18 protein-coding genes are annotated in these 15611 nt (G+C 71.8%); 10 read left to right on the top strand and 8 right to left on the bottom strand.

Features of this window, described 5'->3' with window-relative positions; translation table 11 throughout:
• Positions 1 to 10: 10 nt before the first annotated feature.
• From egtC to egtA, 3 genes are read right to left on the bottom strand one after another with little or no spacing between them, the layout of a single operon-like run.
• Positions 11 to 721 carry an ergothioneine biosynthesis protein EgtC gene (egtC, locus tag AB0N02_RS20025; RefSeq protein WP_363948445.1) on the bottom strand — a complete coding sequence of 237 codons (711 nt, stop codon included), beginning with the start codon at positions 719 to 721 and terminating at the stop codon, positions 11 to 13.
• Positions 722 to 2107 carry an ergothioneine biosynthesis protein EgtB gene (gene egtB, locus AB0N02_RS20020; protein ID WP_363948442.1) on the bottom strand — a complete coding sequence of 462 codons (1386 nt, stop codon included), beginning with the start codon at positions 2105 to 2107 and terminating at the stop codon, positions 722 to 724.
• A complete protein-coding gene (gene egtA, locus AB0N02_RS20015; protein WP_363948439.1) occupies positions 2104 to 3330 on the bottom strand; it encodes an ergothioneine biosynthesis glutamate--cysteine ligase EgtA in 1227 nt (408 codons plus the stop codon). The genes egtB and egtA overlap by 4 nt, the downstream gene beginning before the upstream one ends.
• 317 nt (positions 3331 to 3647) lie before the next feature.
• Here egtA and AB0N02_RS20010 point away from each other — a divergent pair, with 317 nt between their 5' ends.
• A complete protein-coding gene (locus AB0N02_RS20010) occupies positions 3648 to 4004 on the top strand; it encodes a zf-HC2 domain-containing protein (RefSeq protein WP_363948437.1) in 357 nt (118 codons plus the stop codon).
• Here the strand turns inward: AB0N02_RS20010 and AB0N02_RS20005 are convergent.
• The 4 genes from AB0N02_RS20005 to AB0N02_RS19990 form a co-directional block, all read right to left on the bottom strand.
• Positions 3945 to 4208 carry a zf-HC2 domain-containing protein gene (locus AB0N02_RS20005; protein WP_363948435.1) on the bottom strand — a complete coding sequence of 88 codons (264 nt, stop codon included), beginning with the start codon at positions 4206 to 4208 and terminating at the stop codon, positions 3945 to 3947. The genes AB0N02_RS20010 and AB0N02_RS20005 overlap by 60 nt on opposite strands.
• Before the next feature lie 41 nt (positions 4209 to 4249).
• The gene (locus AB0N02_RS20000) at positions 4250 to 4936 is read right to left on the bottom strand and encodes a sigma-70 family RNA polymerase sigma factor (RefSeq protein WP_363948433.1); all 687 of its coding nucleotides are present in this window, start codon (positions 4934 to 4936) and stop codon (positions 4250 to 4252) included.
• Positions 4937 to 5154: 218 nt separating this feature from the next.
• The gene (locus AB0N02_RS19995; RefSeq protein ID WP_363948430.1) at positions 5155 to 5784 is read right to left on the bottom strand and encodes a TetR/AcrR family transcriptional regulator; all 630 of its coding nucleotides are present in this window, start codon (positions 5782 to 5784) and stop codon (positions 5155 to 5157) included.
• Positions 5785 to 5964: 180 nt separating this feature from the next.
• Positions 5965 to 6534, bottom strand: coding sequence for a dihydrofolate reductase family protein (locus AB0N02_RS19990; protein ID WP_363948428.1), 570 nt, complete (start codon positions 6532 to 6534; stop codon positions 5965 to 5967).
• A gap of 490 nt (positions 6535 to 7024) precedes the next feature.
• On the opposite strand from AB0N02_RS19990, the gene AB0N02_RS19985 reads away from it, so the two are divergent.
• The 7 genes from AB0N02_RS19985 to AB0N02_RS19955 all read left to right on the top strand — a co-directional run bounded on the left by AB0N02_RS19985 (position 7025) and on the right by AB0N02_RS19955 (position 13827).
• Positions 7025 to 8218, top strand: coding sequence for a cytochrome P450 (locus AB0N02_RS19985; protein ID WP_363948426.1), 1194 nt, complete (start codon positions 7025 to 7027; stop codon positions 8216 to 8218).
• 246 nt (positions 8219 to 8464) lie between these two features.
• Positions 8465 to 9436: an asparaginase gene (locus tag AB0N02_RS19980; protein WP_363948424.1), complete on the top strand. Its 972-nt coding sequence runs from the start codon at positions 8465 to 8467 to the stop codon at positions 9434 to 9436.
• A gap of 196 nt (positions 9437 to 9632) precedes the next feature.
• Positions 9633 to 10478: an NAD(P)H-binding protein gene (locus AB0N02_RS19975; RefSeq protein WP_363948422.1), complete on the top strand. Its 846-nt coding sequence runs from the start codon at positions 9633 to 9635 to the stop codon at positions 10476 to 10478.
• A gap of 191 nt (positions 10479 to 10669) precedes the next feature.
• Positions 10670 to 11644 carry a DMT family transporter gene (locus AB0N02_RS19970; RefSeq protein ID WP_363948420.1) on the top strand — a complete coding sequence of 325 codons (975 nt, stop codon included), beginning with the start codon at positions 10670 to 10672 and terminating at the stop codon, positions 11642 to 11644.
• Positions 11645 to 11717: 73 nt separating this feature from the next.
• Positions 11718 to 12338 (top strand): cyclodeaminase/cyclohydrolase family protein, encoded by a 621-nt coding sequence (locus tag AB0N02_RS19965; protein WP_363948418.1) that lies wholly within the window; start codon positions 11718 to 11720, stop codon positions 12336 to 12338.
• Complete coding sequence (locus AB0N02_RS19960) at positions 12335 to 13174, top strand: bifunctional 5,10-methylenetetrahydrofolate dehydrogenase/5,10-methenyltetrahydrofolate cyclohydrolase (protein ID WP_363948415.1); 840 nt, start codon at positions 12335 to 12337, stop codon at positions 13172 to 13174. The genes AB0N02_RS19965 and AB0N02_RS19960 overlap by 4 nt, the downstream gene beginning before the upstream one ends.
• A gap of 224 nt (positions 13175 to 13398) precedes the next feature.
• On the top strand, positions 13399 to 13827 hold the full coding sequence (locus AB0N02_RS19955; RefSeq protein WP_363948412.1) for an Rrf2 family transcriptional regulator: 429 nt from the start codon (positions 13399 to 13401) through the stop codon (positions 13825 to 13827).
• Positions 13828 to 13976: 149 nt separating this feature from the next.
• On the opposite strand, the gene AB0N02_RS19950 is transcribed toward AB0N02_RS19955, so the two are convergent.
• A complete protein-coding gene (locus AB0N02_RS19950) occupies positions 13977 to 14486 on the bottom strand; it encodes a VOC family protein (protein ID WP_363948409.1) in 510 nt (169 codons plus the stop codon).
• A 73-nt stretch (positions 14487 to 14559) separates the two neighbouring features.
• Here AB0N02_RS19950 and AB0N02_RS19945 point away from each other — a divergent pair, with 73 nt between their 5' ends.
• Together AB0N02_RS19945 and AB0N02_RS19940 are read left to right on the top strand one after the other, a co-directional pair.
• Positions 14560 to 15051, top strand: coding sequence for a MarR family transcriptional regulator (locus tag AB0N02_RS19945; protein WP_363948406.1), 492 nt, complete (start codon positions 14560 to 14562; stop codon positions 15049 to 15051).
• Between the two features lie 104 nt (positions 15052 to 15155).
• Positions 15156 to 15377, top strand: coding sequence for a hypothetical protein (locus tag AB0N02_RS19940; protein WP_363948403.1), 222 nt, complete (start codon positions 15156 to 15158; stop codon positions 15375 to 15377).
• The last annotated feature ends 234 nt before the right edge of the window (positions 15378 to 15611 follow it).

Raw genomic sequence — 15611 nt, 5'->3', positions numbered from 1 at the left:
GTGCCATGGGTCACAGCGGCTGGACGCGCACGCCGTCCGGGGAGGCGAGAAGCAGGCTTCGGTCCGGTACGGCCCGCCAGCCGGGCCGGTCGTCCAGCGGTTCGCTCGCCACGAGCACGCCCTCGTCGAGGTTGAGGAAGAGCGTGTCGCCCCAGACGGTCGCGGCGAGTGACGTGCCGTCGCAGGCGAGCAGGTTGAGACGGCCCGCGGGGTCCTTGGCGCCGGCGTGGACGACGACCTCCGACAGGGCGTCGCCGAGTGTCAGGCCGGCGCGCCGCCGTACGAACACCGCGGCGGCGACCCACGCGGCGTCGCAGGTGCTCTCCGCGCCGCCGCCTCCGGCCAGCTCCTTGAGCGGGCCCCGCGCGACGCGGCCGTTGTGGCTGAGCAGCCACGGCCCGTCGGCGAACGGCGCGGTCGCGGTCTCCTCGATCGGCATGCCCACGCTGGCCGACCGTACGGCGGCCAGCAGGCAGGTGGAGCGGGCGATCTCGGCGAGGGCGGGCAGGTTGGCATCCGTCCACATGGGGACGGCGCGGCGGTAGCGGACGGGTTCGACACGGGCGGAGTCGTACCAGCCGAAGCCGAAGCCGTCGGCGTTGAGCATGCCGTGGCGCTGCATGCGCGGCGCGTACGACTGCCGCAACAGGCCGTGCTCCGGCTCGTGGACCAGGGAGGCGATGGAGCGGGGAGCGCCCAGCCAGGCGGCGTGACGGCACATCTATCCGCGCTCCGGGAAGTGCTTCGGGAGGTGCCCCGGTGAATGTCCCGGTGAACGCCCTGGTGAGTGCTTCGGTGAGTGTCCCGGCGAGTGCTCGGGGGAGGCGGAGCGGGCGCAGCGGAAGCCGGTGAAGATCTGCCTGCGGATGGGGTGGTCCCAGTTCCGGAACGTCGTGCGGACCGCGGCCGGGTCGGCCGCCCAGGAGCCGCCGCGCAGCACCCGGTAGTCGCCGCCGAAGAAGACCTCGCTGTACTCGCGGTAGGGGAAGCTGCGGAAGCCCGGGTAGGGCAGGAACCGCGAGGCCGTCCACTCCCATACGTCTCCGACCATCTGCTCGGCGCCGTAGGCGCTGGCCCCCGCGGGGTAGGCGCCGAGCGGGGCGGGCCGCGCCGCCCGGTGCCCGAGGTTCGCCCGCTCGGGGCCGGGGTCGTCGTCCCCCCAGGGATACTTCCGCGCCCGCTCGGCGACCGGGTCCCAGCCGCAGGCCTTCTCCCACTCGGCCTCTGTGGGCAGCCGTTTGCCCGCCCAGCGGGCGTAGGCGTCGGCCTCGTGCCAGCTCACGTGCTGTACGGGCTCGTCCATGGGCACGGGCTCGGTACGGCCGAAGCGGGTCCGCCACCAGGTGTCGCCGTCCCTGGTCCAGAACAGCGGGGCGAAGGCGCGGGTCTCCTGCCGCCAGAGCCGGCCCTCCTGGCTCCACCAGCGCGGGTCGTCGTAGCCGCCCTCCTCGATGAAGGCGGCGTAGGCGCGGTTGCCGACGGGCAGCCTGTCGATCCAGTAGGCGGGCAGGTCGACCCGGTGGGCGGGGCGTTCGTTGTCGTAGGCCCACGGCTGGGTGCCGGTCCCCATCAGGAAGGAACCCGCGGGGACGAACACCTCCTCGGCGCCGCCCGGTCTCCCCGGCGGCAGGTCGCCGTCGCGGACCAGGCCGGGTTCCCTGGACAACTGGAGGGTGGCGAGCATCGTCTCGTCGTGCTGGTGCTCGTGCTGGATCACCAGGCCGAAGACGAAGGCGTCGCGGTGGAGGGGGTCGGGGTTGTCCGGGTCGAGCGCGTCCAGGACGTCCAGCACCCGGCCCCGCACGCCCTCGATGTAGCGGCGAGCCTCGACGGGGCCGAGGATCGGCAGGCTCGGGCGGTTCCTGCGCGGGTGCTTGAACGCGTCGTACAGGTCGTCGATCTCGGGGCGGAGCGGGGTGATCCCCCCGGCCTCCCGCAGCACCCACAGCTCCTCGTAGTTGCCCACGTGCGCCAGGTCCCACACCAGGGGCGACATCAGCGGCGAGTGCTGCCTGACCAGCAGGTCGTCCTCGGCGTCGGTGTAGGCCAGCGACCGGTCGCGTACGGCGACCAGTTCGGCGGCGATCCGTTCCTTGAAGTCGTTCATGCCGGTCCTTCCTCCGTCAACCAGGCCGACAGCCGCCGGTCCGGGTCTTGCGCCAGCTCCAGAAGGTCGACAGCGGGGGTCCGCCCTGTCGTCACGTGGCGGTCGGCGAACGCGGCCACCTCGCGGACCAGGTCGGGGGCCGCGCCCAGGCGGGGTAACGCCTCCAGCGCCGCCCGGAAGCAGGTCTCGGCGGCCCCGCGCAGCCGGGGCGCGGCCAGGCCGCAGCGCGCCGCCTCGTGCCACATCCCCGCGTACGGCTCCGCCGCCGCCAGCGCGGTGTCGGCCGCGCGGTCGTCCATCACCAGGGCGTGGGTGACCGCCGCGCACAGCGGCCAGTTCGCCGGGTGCTGGGCGTCGAGGTAGCGGATCTCCAGCCAGCCGCGCGGCCGTACCGGCGGGAAGAGCGTCGTGGCGTGGTAGGCGAGGTCGGCCATGGTCGGCGGGCGCGTGGGCGAGGCCAGCCAGTCGCGGAAGGTCGAGCCGTCGCGGATCGGGCGGTACCGCTCGCTGTCCTCGCGCACCAGCATCAGCCGGGCGTCGAGGAGGTACTCCGCCCAGGCGTCGGCGGGGTCGCCGGTCGAGGGCACGGGAGCCGTCCGGGTGCGGTCGAGGTTCTCCCACACCTCCTGGCGGCCCGACATCCACCCGCACGGCAGGCCGTCGCGGAGTGAGGAGTTGGCGAAGGCCGCGACCAGGACGGGCCCCAGCAGGTGCGCGCGTTCCCAGCGGGCCGAGGGCTTCTCGCCCAGGTCCAGGTTGACCTGGATCGACGCGGTCGAGCACATCATCAACGCCCCGTACGACGCGTCGAGGAACTCGGCCATCGCCTCGTAGCGGGGCAGGCGCAGTTGCCGTCTGGCGGGCCGTACCGGGTCGAGGCCGACCCCGGCCAGCGCCAGCCCGGCCTCCCGCAGGGCCTCGCGGGTGAGCTCCACGTCGGTCCGGAGGAGCGCGATCGCCTCCGTCAGGGAACCCGCCGGGCCGGACAGTTCGAGCTGGCCGCCCGGCTCGAAGGTCACCCGGCTTCCCCCGGGCAGCGACGGCATGGCGTCGGCGATCCTGGCCAGCGGAACCTGGCTGCCGGGAGCCGTACGGTCGAAGACCAGGAACTCCAGTTCCACCCCGACCTGCTCCCCGGCGCTGCCGGTGAAGCAGTGCCGGGCGTAGGCCTCCACATCCGAGGCGTCCCGGATCGGCGTGTCCTCGGTCACGAGACCGGTCATCGTCCCCCCTTTTGGCCTGGTGTGTATGGATCTATAGAGCCGGGAGGCGCGCAGGCGTTACAGGGCGGCGACGGGGCTTCGCGTGGGCGGGCGGGGAGTCCGCGCGGACGGGGTGGGGGAATTTCGCGCGAGCGGAGGAGGAGAGGTCCCGCGCGTGCGGTGGGGGACACCGGGAGGGCGGCCGGAAGCACCGGGAGCGGCGGAAGCACGGGGAACACGGGGAGCGCCGGGAGTGCCGGGAGCACCGGGAGCGCCGGGAGCGCGGTGTAACGGATCGGGTGGCAGCGGGCACTACGCGGTATGGAGCGGGGGCTGTGATGAGACGGACGGCGTTCCCACGCGGGCGGCCCGCAGACTGCCGGGAGGTTCCGGGGCTTGTCACCGGATACCTCGACGGGGCGCTGCCCGCCGGATGGCGGCGGCGGCTGGAGAGACATCTGGCCGGATGCGCCGCGTGCTCCGGCCACCTGGAGCAGATCCGGGTGACGATCGAGGTTCTCGGCTGTTTCGGCGCCGGTGACATACCGGACGACGTGCTCAGCAGGCTGTGCCGTGCCTTCTCGGGCTCGGGGGCATCGCCGGTCCCCCGCTCGGGGGCTCCGCCGGGCGTGGACTCAGGAACCGCTCCGGTCCTCGACCCTGGAGTCCCGCCGGTTCCGGAAGGCGGACATTAGCCGGTCGCGCATGTCGCCGGACAGGGGTTCCGGCCCCAGGGTGCCCAGGGCGTTGACCGTCACGCGGAACTGGTGGAGATAGTTCTCGCAGGCCTCGCAGCCGGTCAGGTGCTCCTCGAACAGGCCCCTGGTGGGCTCGTCGATGTCGTTTTCGAGGTAGGCGGTGATGAGTTCCGCCCATTCGTCGCAGCTGAACCGCTTCACGACGTGGACCGCCTTACCGTCTCTGAACTGAACCGTTTTCACTACGCCGACCGCCTCGCCGTCTCGAAATAGTCCTCCAGGCGTCCGCGTACCGCCACGCGGGCGCGGTGCAACAGGACCCGCTGGTTGGCCGCGGAGATCTCCAGGATCTCGCATACCTCCTCGGAGGTGCACCCCTCGACGTCACGAAGTGTGATCACGGCCCGCTGTCTGGGAGGCAGCTCGGCCAGGGCCGCCGCGATCAGCTCGCGCACCTCCGCGGCCAGCACCTCGCCCTCCGGGGTCGACCAGGCCGCGGGAACGTCCTTCCACTGTCCGGGGAAGGGGTCGCCCGCGCCCTGGAAACACGAGCGGTCGGCGACCGCCTCCTCCCGGTGCTCGAAGGCGCTGCTCCACGGAACCGTGCGGTTCTCGCGCACGCCGCGTTTCCTGGCCGTGTTGACCAGGATCCGGTAGACCCAGGTCTTGACCGAGGAGCGGCCCTCGAAGCCGTCGATCCCCCTGATCACCGCCAGCCAGGTGTCCTGCACGACCTCCTCGGCGGAGTCGTTGGTGGACACGTGGGAGCGGGCCAGCCACAGCATCCCTCGCGACCAGGTGTCCAGCAGCGTCGCGAACATCGCCTCGTCGCCGGCGCGGAGGGCCGCCACGACGACGTCGTCCGGCGGGAGCCTACTGCCCGTGAAGGATTCCACGATCGCCTCCTCGCGGCCGTGCACCTGGGACATCCGTGGCAGCGGAGCGCTCCACCGCTCCTCGTGGAAACGAGGGCGTCTGGGTCATCGTGGCGCGTCCTCTCCGGTGAAGCGCTTGCCGGACGCTGTCGGTCCGAGGGTGAGGGTTCCCGCCCCGAGCTGAGCCGACACCTTCTCTCCTGCCCGGGGGCCGTGGGCGGTCGCCGCCTCCCGTTCGTACGGTTCCGCACGGCGCCCGTTCGTTACACGGATCATGTCTCGGGAAGTTTCAGCATGCGGTCGAGCAACCGGTGGAGGTGGGCCTGGATGCGGGGCCGGGTCCTGGGGTCGTCGGGATCGGGAGGGTCGGGGCGGGCGAGCGCCTCGCCGTGGAGGAATCCGTACACGCTCCAGATCAGCGTCCGCACCGTCAGGTCCAGGTCCGCGCCGCCGTCGACGAGGCCGTTCCGGGCCGCCGAGCGCAGCGCGTCCCGGATGAGGTTGATGACCGGGAGCGCGTACCTCTCCTCCAGGTCGGGGATGTCGGCGGCGTCGCCGAGCCAGCGGTGCATCCACAGTGCGGGGATCTGCGGGTTGGCCAGGCACAGGTCCAGGTAGCGGTCCGTGAGGGTGTGCAGGGCCGCGGAGACCCCGGCGGGGTCGCGGGCGGGAAGTGCCGCCAGTGCCTCCTCCACGACGGCTCGCTGGGCGATGCCGACGCGTTCGATGACGGAGAGGTAGAGCGCCCGTTTGTCACCGAACCTGTCGTGGATCCACTGCAAGTCGTATCCCATGGCCTCCGCCAGCCCCTGCAGCGTCGTGCCGTCATAGCCGAACGCGGCGAAAAGCCGGGTCGCGAAATCCATGACCGCTTCGCTCTGCTGCTCCTCCGCAGAAGTCATGACTCGATTCAAGTCGTTGACACAGGTCGGAGTAGCTAAGCGCTGGTTTTGGCGCGGTCAAACCTGTGTGCGCAATGTCGTGGCCTGAGATGGTCCGGTGGTTTTCCCGGAGAGATCGGTACCGTCCGGTGGGAAGTCCGGAAACGGGGGAAAGCCGAGAATGACGGGAATCGGGGAAGGTCATCTCCTCGCGTAGGTCATGATGGCCGCGCCGCTCTCGAAGACGCGGTTGGCGGTGAGCTCGAACTGTGTGGGAGCGAATCCCCCGGCGAACAGCGGGATCCCGGAGCCGGCGACGACCGGGTAGATCTTCACGATCAACTCGTCGATCTCGGGCAGCAGCGTTCCCGCGAGCTGCGCCCCTCCGGCCAGCCAGATCGCCCTGCCGTCCTCCCGCTTGAGCTCCCTGACCCTGCCGAGCGGATCGTCGGCGACGATCTCGACCTCGGGGTCGAGGGTCTCGGCGATGCTCCGCGAGACCACGTACTGCCGCAGGTGCCGGTACGGGCTGGTGATGCCCTCCCGCAGCGCGGGGTCGTAGGTCGCGCGGCCCATCACGACGGTGTCGAAGCGCGTGTTCGGGGGATCGATCCCGATCGCCGCGCGCACGTGGGTGGGAACGGCGTCCGCGTACTCGGAGACGATGTGTTCGAGGACGTCGTCCCCCATGGGGAAGAAGTCGACGGAGCCGTCGGGGCCCGCGATGAAGCCGTCGATGGACGATCCGACGTAGTAGACGAGCTTTCGCATCTGAACCTCTTCGCGTGTGGTGGTGGAGCCGTCATGCCGGGAGCGGCGAGCCGGTCCGCGGCCCGGGGCGGAGCCTTCGCTCCATCCGCCTGACGGGCCGGGGCCGGTGTATTCCTTCCCCCGCTAACCACTCCATTTATAGTGCTCCATTTGTAGTGGTTGCAAACGCGGGCCGGACGCCGAGGAGGCAGGCTGGAGGAGATCGCGGGTTCGGAGAGCGATGCGGGTGTGGGGGTGGAGGTGGATCGGGGCGGTGCGGATGCGGAGTGAGTGGTGTGCGGCGGAGGGTGCGAGTGGTGTGCAGCGGGGGTGCGAGTGGTGTGCGGCGGGGGGTGCGAGTGCGAAATGAGGTGAATCGGGGCGGGATTGGGTGGGGTGGAGCGGGGTGGAAAAAAATTGCATCAAGCGCTTATCTGCACGTATTGCAATTCTGCCCTTAGTGCGATTTTGTTGAAGGGAACATGTGCGTCCCACCCCAAAGGAGCACGTTGTGACCAAAGCCGCTTCCGGCCCGGTAACCCTTCCCGTAAGCCGGCACGACATCTTCGACCCACCCCAGGAGCTGGGGTGGTGGCGGCAGGAGACCCCGATCCGCCGCATGACCTACGCCGACGGCCACCTCGGCTGGCTGGTGACGGGTTACTCCGCCGTCCGCGCGGTGCTGGCCGACAATCGCTTCAGCACCCGCATCGACCTCCAGCACCCGCCCACCCCGCACATCGCCCGGCAGCGGCAGCTCACGGTGCCCGCGGGGTTCTTCCTGCGGATGGACCCGCCCGACCACACCCGGTTCCGGCGGTTGCTGACCGGCCAGTTCACCGTCCGCCGCATGAAGCAGCTCGAACCCCGGATCGAGAAGATCGTCGCCGATCGGCTGGACGAGATGCAGCGCCAGGGACCGCCCGCGGATCTCGTGCGGTCGTTCGCGCTGCCGATCCCCTCTCTGGTGATCTGCGAACTGCTCGGCGTCCCCTACACCGACCACGACCGCTTCCAGCGGGACTCGGCGGTGATCATCAGTCGCGAGGAGACGGTGGAGCGCAAGCAGACCGCGATGGCCGACCTGCTCTCCTATCTGCACGAGCTGGTGCTGCGCAAGCGCGCCGAGCCCACCGACGATCTGCTCGGGGGCCTGGTCGCCGACGGCGAGCTGACGGACGAGGAGCTCACCGGCGTGGCCACGCTCCTGCTCGTCGCCGGGCACGAGACGACGGCGAACATGATCGCCCTGAGTACCTTCGCGCTGCTGAGCAACCCCCCGCAGCTGGCGGCGCTGCGCGACGACCCCTCCCTGACGGCGGGCGCCGTCGAGGAGTTCATGCGCTACCTCACCATCATCGACTTCACCGCGCGTACCGCGCTGGAGGACGTCGAGATCGAGGGACAGACGATCAGGGCGGGCGAGACGGTGACGCTCTCGCTCCCGGCGGCCAACCGCGATCCCTCGCGGTTCGACGGCGCCGACACCCTCGACGTCACCCGGCAGGCGGCCGGACACCTGTCCTTCGGTCACGGCGTCCACCAGTGCCTCGGTCAGCAGCTCGCCCGCAACGAGATGCGCATCGCCCTTCCGGCGCTGCTGGAGCGCCTGCCCGGACTGCGCCTCGCCGTACCTCCCGAGGAGGTGCCGATGCGTTCGGACATGGCCATCTACGGCGTGCACCGGCTGCCCGTCACCTGGTAGCCCGCCGTCCGGTGGAAGGGTCTCGCGCGGGCCCTTCCACCGGAAGGGCGGTGCCCGGCACGCGACCGGCGTGTCCCGCGCTCCGCTCCGCGCGGGGCCCGATCCGCCGGGGAACGTCACCGGGACGTCGGTTCCCGAAAGATAACCCTATTGGGGGCATTTAAGGGTTATAAAAGGAGGGCGGTCGCCGAGGAACGGCCGCGAATGGCCACGGGCCGTCGTCGCGACGACCGAAGGGATCACGCAGTGAAGCGCGTCCTGCTGCTGGCGACCGGCGATACCATCGCCTACTCCGCCCGCCCGAGCCGCTCGGGCATCGCCTCCGGCGCGCGACTCCTGGAGACCGTTCCGGCCGGCGCGCTCACGGCCGAGGTGGTGGCCGAGGACGTGCTGGCCGAGCCCGGCTGGGACACCTCGCCCCAGACCATGCTGCTGCTGGCCCGAAAGGCCCGGGAGGCCGTCCTGGAGCGGGGGTTCGACGGCGTCGTGATCACCCACGGCGCGGACACCCTGGAGGAGACCGCCTTCCTCACCGACCTGCTCGCGGGGCGGGCCGCGCACCGTGGTGCGATCGTGCTGACCTGCGCCATGCGTCTCCTGGACGACCTGTCGTCCGACGGCCCGCGCAACCTGGCCTCGTCCGTCTGCGCCGCCGCCGATCCCGCGCTGCACGACGCGGGCGTCGTCGTGTGCGTCAACGACGAACTGCACGCGGCCCGATGGGTCACCATGGTCGACGCCACCGGGGTCTCGGCCTTCTCCTCGGCCCCGGGGCCTCTGCTGGGCCGCGTGGCCGGCGGACGGGTGGAGATGTCGGCCGTCCCGCCCCGCAGGCCGCCCACGGTCGCGGGGGAGCCCGAGACGGACGTCGCCCTGATCAAGACCTACCCCGGGATGGACTCCACGCTGCTCACCGCGGTCGTGGACGCGGGCGCCCGGGGCATCGTGCTGGAGGGGACCGGCGCGGCCAACGTGCCGGCCGGCCTGTTCGTGACGATCGACGAGCTGACCGGCTGGGGGATCCCGGTGGTCGTCGCCTCCCGGTGCCGCACGCGCGAGGTTCCCCTGGAGGAGCTGTCCCTCGGCGCGGGACTCGCCGCCAAGATGGGGGCGATCGGGGCCCGCGGCCTCACGCCCGTGAAGGCGCGCGCGGCCCTGATGGTCGCCCTCGGCACGGGCGGGGTCGAGGCCGTCCGCGACTGGTTCGCCAGGCTCTGAACGGCCGGGTTCCGGGGTTCTCAGGGGCGGAGTTCCCGGGGGCCGGAGTTCTGGGGGGCGGAGGACGCGGGCGTGGAGCCGCCGGGCGAGACGGGCATGGTGGGCACAGTGGGCACGGTGGGCGGGCTTGACATCAACAAAGGTTGAGGTTCGAAGCTGGTCGCGGAAGTCCGTCACCGAAGGAAAGAGACGTCCAATGATCCTGGTCACCGGAGCGACCGGCAATGTCGGCCGAAGTCTCGTCTCCCAGCTGAGGAACGCGGGCGTCGCCGTCCGCGCGCTGGCCCGCACCCCCGAGTCCGCCGCGCTGCCGGACGGCGTCGAAGCCGTGCGCGGCGACCTGACGGCGCCGGACACGCTTGAGGCGGCCCTGGACGGAATCGACGCGGTGTTCCTCGTCTGGCCCGCCCTCTCCGCGGAGACGGCGCCACCGGTCCTGGACGTGATCGCCCGGCACGCCCGCCGGATCGTCTATCTCTCCGCGCACGGCGTGCCCGACGAGCCCGGGCGGGAGGTCGATCCGATCATCGGTTTCCACTCCGCCGTCGAGCGCTCGATCGAGGGGACCGGGCTGGAGTGGACCTTCCTGCGCGCGGGAGGGTTCGCGGCCAACACCCTGGGCTGGGCGGCGCAGATCCGCGCGGACGGCGTCGTGCGGTGGCCGTACGGCGAGGCGGCCAGGTCGTTGGTCCACGAACACGACATCGCGGCGGTCGCCGTCCGCGCGCTGACCGAGGACGGGCACGCGGGGGCGAAGTACCACCTGACCGGACCCGAGGTGCTGACCCAGGCCGAGCAGGTGCGCGTGATCGGCGAGGTGATCGGCCGACCGTTGCGCTGGGAGGAGATCTCGCGGGAGACGGCGCGGGAGCGGATGCTCGCCGAGGGGTGGCCCGCCGCGTTCGCCGACGGCGCGCTCGACGCGTGGGCCGGGCTGGTGGCGCGGCCCGAGGTGGTCTCACCGGCGGTCGAGAAGCTCACCGGGACGCCCGCGCGCACTTTCCGTGAATGGGCCGCCGACCACGCCGACGCCTTCCGCTGACGGGGGCGCGGGAGACCGGTCGTGGGGCGCGGGCCGTTCTTCCCCCGAGAGCGTGGGCCTCTTCCCCCGAGATCGCGGGCCGTTCCCCGGTGGAGCGAGGGTCCGGGCGGTGAGCTGTTCGGGGTGGGGCGCAGGGGAGAGCCCGGAAAAATTGGATGTAAGCCGAAATATTCGCACCCTATGGTGCAGGCATGGAACAGACCATCACCTCGGACGGCCGGGTGGACCGCCGGGCGCTGGCGGCGGTGGGCGTCACGGTGCTGCTGTGGGCCTCGGCCTTCGTGGCCATCCGCGACGCCGCGCAGTACTTCGCCCCGGGGGCGCTGGCCCTCGGCCGCCTGCTCGCGGGCTCGGTGGTGCTCGGCGTCATCTGGCTGGCACGGCGTGAGGGACTGCCGCCGCGCGCCGCGTGGCCCGGCATCCTGACGTCGGGGATCCTGTGGTTCGGTCTCTACATGGTCGCCCTGAACTGGGGCGAGCAGGAGGTGGACGCGGGCACCGCCGCCATGGTCGTCAACATCGGTCCGATGCTGATCGTCCTTCTCGGCGGCTGGCTGCTGAAGGAGGGCTTCCCGTCCCGGTTGATGGCCGGGATGGTGGTGTCGTTCGCCGGAGCCGTCGTCGTGGGGATCTCCATGTCGGGCGGCGCCGGCGTGCCCGGCGACGGTGGCGCGCCGATCGTCGGTGTCCTGCTGTGCCTGCTCGCGGCCGTGACGTACGCCGCGGGCGTCGTCTCCCAGAAACCCGCGCTGCGGCACGCCTCCGCCCTGCAGGTCACCACCTTCGGCTGTTTCGTCGGTACGGTGGCCTGCCTGCCCTTCGCCGGTCAGCTGGTCTCGCAGGTCGCCGTCGCCCCGTTGCCCGCGACACTGAACGTCGTCTACCTGGGTGTCTTCCCGACGGCCCTGGCCTTCACCACCTGGGCCTACGCGCTGGCCCGCACCACCGCGGGCAGGATGGGCGCCACCACCTACATCGTCCCCGCCCTGGTGGTCCTGATGTCGTGGGCGGTCCTGAGCGAGGTGCCCGGCTGGCTGACCCTGGCGGGCGGCCTGCTGTGCCTCGCGGGCGTGGCCGTCTCCCGGGGCGGCGGGCGGCGATCCCCGGCCCCGGACGTCCCCCCGGCCCCGGACGTCCCCCCGGCACCGGGAACCGCGTCCCGGTAACGTGACAACCCACGACGTGATCTCCGAGGGGGCGGGCCCGTCCCGGTCTCTCGGGCGACTCGGGGAGACACGGATGCGAGACCAGACGATCAGTGACTTTCTGGACCGGTTGGCCGACCGGGTGCCCGCACCGGGCGGGGGCGCGTCCGCGGCCCTGCACGGCGCCCAGGCCGCCGCGCTGCTGGGCATGGTGGCCCGTTACAGCGACGGCCCGAAGCAGGCGGGACACGAGGAGCTGATCGGGCGCGTCCTCGCGGAGGCGGACATCCTGCGGGACCACACGCTCCAGCTTGCCGAGGACGACGCGATGGCGTTCACCGCGGTCACCGACGCCTACCGGCTGCCCAAGGCGACCGAGGAGGAGCGGGCGGACCGCTCGGCGGCCATCGCCGAGGCGCTGGTCGCGGCGGCCGGTCCCCCGGCCAGGACCATCGACGCCGCGCGGCGCCTGGTCGAGCTGGCCGAGGAACTGCTGCCCGTCGGCAACCGCAACGTCATCACCGACGTGGCCGCCGCCGCGGAGGCGGCGAGGGCGGCCGCGACCACCGCCCGGGTCAACGTCGAGGTCAACCTCGCGGGCATCGGGAACGAGACGATCCGTGCCGAGCTGGCCGGGCGGGCGGCCGGGGTCGACGAGATCGCGGCCAGGGCCGAGCGGATCACCGCCACCGTGCGTGAGGAGATCGCCAGATGAGCGCGGAGATCCTGTCGGGCCGGGAGCAGGCCGCGGCCATCCGGGCGGACGTCACCGAGCGGGCCGCCCGGCTCGCGGAGGAGGGACGCCCCGCGCGGCTCGCCGTGGTCACGGCCACCGACGACGAGGCCAGCGCCTGGTACGTGCGCTCCATCGTGAACGCCGCGGGCAAGGTCGGCATCGCGTGCGACGTGGCCGACCTCGGTCCGCAGGCGTCCCCGGAGGCGATCCGCGGGCGCCTGGAGTCACTGAGCGCCGACGAGCGCGTGAGCGGGATCATCCTGCAGACCCCTCTGCCCGGGGGCGCGAAGGCCGAGGACCTGGCGTCCGGCATCGCCCCGGCCAAGGACGTCGACGGCGCCAACCCGCTCTCGCTGGGCCGTCTGGCGGCCGGGCTCGCCGCCTTCGCGCCCGCGACCGCCGAGGCGGTGGTGCGGATCCTGGAGCACCACGGCGTGGAGGTCGCCGGTCGTCACGCGGTCGTGGTCGGCCGCTCCACGGTGGTCGGCAAGCCCGCAGCCCACCTGCTGCTGGACCGCAACGCCACCGTGACGGTGTGCCATTCGCGCACCGCGGACCTGGCCGCGGTGACCTCCATGGGCGACATCCTGGTCGCGGCCGTCGGCAGGGCCGGGCTTATCACCCCGGCGCACGTCAGGCCGGGCGCCGTGGTGGTGGACGCGGGCACCAACCAGGCGGCGGACGGCGGCCTCGTCGGTGACGTCGAGCCGGGCGTGGCCGCCGTGGCCTCGGCCCTGACCCCGGTGCCCGGCGGCGTCGGGCCGGTGACCACCGCGCTGCTCCTGCTGCACACCGTGCAGGCCGCGGGAGGGTAGGCCCACCGGGGCCCGGCGAATCGCTCACCTCCGAGCCGGAGCGCGGCACCTTCGAGTACGGGGGCGGCCCTTCGAGTACGGGGGGCGGCCCTGAAACGTGGCGCGTGATCACATTTTCTGACTGCGGAGACAATTCATGGTTAACCCATAGAGATAGTAGATTTACCAGGGACCCGCCCAGAGGTCGCCGATCACCGGCTCATGCCATCGGGGAGGACCTTCGGATGCACGTCACGGCCCGTAGTGACTACGCAATACGCGCGATGCTGGTGATCGCGGCTCATGATCCTGTGTCGGTCACCGCCGAGAGCCTGGCCCACGCCCAGCAGATCCCCCCGAGCTTTCTGCGGGGCATCCTGACCGATCTGCGGCGGGCCAACCTCGTCTTCGCGCAGCGGGGTAACGAGGGCGGCTTCACGCTCGCCAGGAGAGCGGAGAGCATATTCGTCGGAGACGTCCTGCGGGCGGTGGGCGGAGGCTTCACCTCCGTGCGGGGGTTCTCCACCGCCGACATCGTCTACTTCGGCGAGGCGGCGCCGCTGCGCGCGGTGTGGCTGGACGTCGAGGCGTCCATCGGGGCCGTCGTCGACAGCGTCAGCCTCGCCGCGCTCCTCGCGCCCCAGGCCGGAGTGCCGCGGGAGCAGCCGGCCTGAACAGGGAGGGGCGGGAAGCCGGTCTTGAGCACGGGAGGACGGTCTTGAGCACGGGAGGACGGAAACCGGCCTGAACGCGGGAGGGTGTGAAGCCGGTCCGGGCGCGGGAGGGCGTGAAGCCGGTCCGGGCGCGGGGTGGCGGGCCGGGGTCAGGCGGGTACGGACACGCCGAGGCCGCCGCGGGTCCGCGCGCCGTACCGCGCCTTCTCCTTGGCGATGTCGAGCGGCTTGATGCCGCTGCGCGCCTTCAGCGTCTCCTCGGTCAGCCGGTCGGCCGGGACCAGCCAGGACACCTCGAACTCCAGGCCGTCCGGGTCCTTGGCGTACAGGGCCTTGGTCGTGGAGTGGTCCGAGGCGCCGACGAGTGAGTCCATCTCGGCGAGCTTGATCGCGATCCGCTCCAGCTCCTCCAGGGTGTCCACCTCCCAGGCCAGGTGGTAGAGCCCTACGGTGGTCCGTCCGGCGCCGGACGGACCCGCGTGGGCGCCGAGCTCGAACAGGCCGAGGTCGTGGTCGTTGGCCGAGCCGGAGGCCTGCAGGAACGCCGCGCCCTTTCCGCCCATGACGACCCTGAAGCCGAGGGCCTCCTGATAGAAGGCGACGCTGCGTTCGACGTCGCGCACGAACAGGACCGCGTGGTTGAGCCGCTGGACCGGCATGGTTCCTCCCATAAAACTTGAACTCTCAAGTACGCTACCTCCATATGGTTGAGAGTTCAAGTAAAGTGGACTCGTGACCCGATGGCTGGACGACGACGAGCAGCGAGCATGGCGCGCGTTCATGGGCGCCTCGCAGCTCGTCCAGGAAGAGCTGGACCGGCAGCTGCAGCGAGACTCCGGCATGCCGCACGCCTACTACGCGACGCTGGTGAAGCTGTCGGAGGCGCCGGAGCGCATGCTGCGGATGAGCGAGCTGGCCGCCGAGCTCAACTCCTCCCAGAGCCGTCTCTCGCACGCGATCGCCCGTCTTGAGGAACGCGGCTGGGTACGGCGCGAGCCGTGCGCGGCCGACAAGCGTGTGAGCTGGGCGGTGCTCACCGACGAGGGGCTCGCGGCGCTCGCCGCCGCCGCGCCCGGCCACGTCGAGGCGGTACGGCAGAACCTGTTCGACCTGCTCACCCCCCGGCAGATCCGGCAGCTCACCGAGATCTGCGCGACGGTGCTGGCCGGGACGGCCGACAGGCCGGCGGCCGGGAGGGGGCACGGGCCGGTTACGGGTCGGTGACGGTGACGGTGCGGCCCGGGGAATCCGCGCGGGTCTCCTCCCGGGCACCGGCGCTCCGCCGTAGCGTTGCCCCCGACCATTCGGCTCAACAGGGGGATGCGGACATGGCGGAGAGTTCTCTGACGCGGGCGAACGGTGAGCACGAGGCGAACCGCGCCCTTTTCGGAACCGTCCACGAGATCGCGGTCGGATACGCCGGAGCGGACGTTTCCCTGGTGGCGACCGTGCTCCGGGGACGGCTGGCCGGTGTGCCGGGGATGGACGACCTCGGGATCCGGTGGATCGCCGAGGAGATCAGCGTGGGCCGGGACCCGTCCGGGCTGTAGAGGCGGGGATCCCGGTGCCCGCCGGGGATCCCGCGGCGGTGGATCTCCCGATGCCGGTCGGGAATTCCACGCTGACGGGATTCCCGGTGCCCGCCGGGGGATTCCACCGGGGATTCCTCGGCGGCGGATCTCCCGGGCGGGTTTCATCCACAGCCCTGTGGGTGGATTTCCGCAGGTGATACAGAGTTTCCACAGGGTGTGCAGCCTGGTTGTCCACAGCCTGTGTACAGCCGG

Source organism: Streptosporangium sp. NPDC051022, assembly GCF_040683035.1.
Classification (GTDB): Bacteria; Actinomycetota; Actinomycetes; order Streptosporangiales; family Streptosporangiaceae; genus Streptosporangium.
Note: the sequence above shows the minus strand (reverse complement) of the source record. Positions and strands in the feature narration are given on the sequence as shown.

Excerpts from the sequence above, each read along its gene's own strand:
- AB0N02_RS19965 (WP_363948418.1), top strand. The coding sequence starts at position 11,718 with ATGCGAGACCAGACGATCAGTGACTTTCTGGACCGGTTGGCCGACCGG.
- AB0N02_RS19940 (WP_363948403.1), top strand. The coding sequence starts at position 15,156 with ATGGCGGAGAGTTCTCTGACGCGGGCGAACGGTGAGCACGAGGCGAAC.
- AB0N02_RS19950 (WP_363948409.1), bottom strand. The coding sequence starts at position 14,486 with ATGCCGGTCCAGCGGCTCAACCACGCGGTCCTGTTCGTGCGCGACGTC.
- AB0N02_RS19975 (WP_363948422.1), top strand. The coding sequence starts at position 9,633 with ATGATCCTGGTCACCGGAGCGACCGGCAATGTCGGCCGAAGTCTCGTC.
- AB0N02_RS19960 (WP_363948415.1), top strand. The coding sequence starts at position 12,335 with ATGAGCGCGGAGATCCTGTCGGGCCGGGAGCAGGCCGCGGCCATCCGG.
- AB0N02_RS19955 (WP_363948412.1), top strand. The coding sequence starts at position 13,399 with ATGCACGTCACGGCCCGTAGTGACTACGCAATACGCGCGATGCTGGTG.
- egtA (WP_363948439.1), bottom strand. The coding sequence starts at position 3,330 with ATGACCGGTCTCGTGACCGAGGACACGCCGATCCGGGACGCCTCGGAT.
- AB0N02_RS19995 (WP_363948430.1), bottom strand. The coding sequence starts at position 5,784 with ATGACTTCTGCGGAGGAGCAGCAGAGCGAAGCGGTCATGGATTTCGCG.
- AB0N02_RS19970 (WP_363948420.1), top strand. The coding sequence starts at position 10,670 with ATGGAACAGACCATCACCTCGGACGGCCGGGTGGACCGCCGGGCGCTG.
- egtC (WP_363948445.1), bottom strand. The coding sequence starts at position 721 with ATGTGCCGTCACGCCGCCTGGCTGGGCGCTCCCCGCTCCATCGCCTCC.
- egtB (WP_363948442.1), bottom strand. The coding sequence starts at position 2,107 with ATGAACGACTTCAAGGAACGGATCGCCGCCGAACTGGTCGCCGTACGC.
- AB0N02_RS20000 (WP_363948433.1), bottom strand. The coding sequence starts at position 4,936 with ATGTCCCAGGTGCACGGCCGCGAGGAGGCGATCGTGGAATCCTTCACG.
- AB0N02_RS20010 (WP_363948437.1), top strand. The coding sequence starts at position 3,648 with ATGAGACGGACGGCGTTCCCACGCGGGCGGCCCGCAGACTGCCGGGAG.
- AB0N02_RS19990 (WP_363948428.1), bottom strand. The coding sequence starts at position 6,534 with ATGCGAAAGCTCGTCTACTACGTCGGATCGTCCATCGACGGCTTCATC.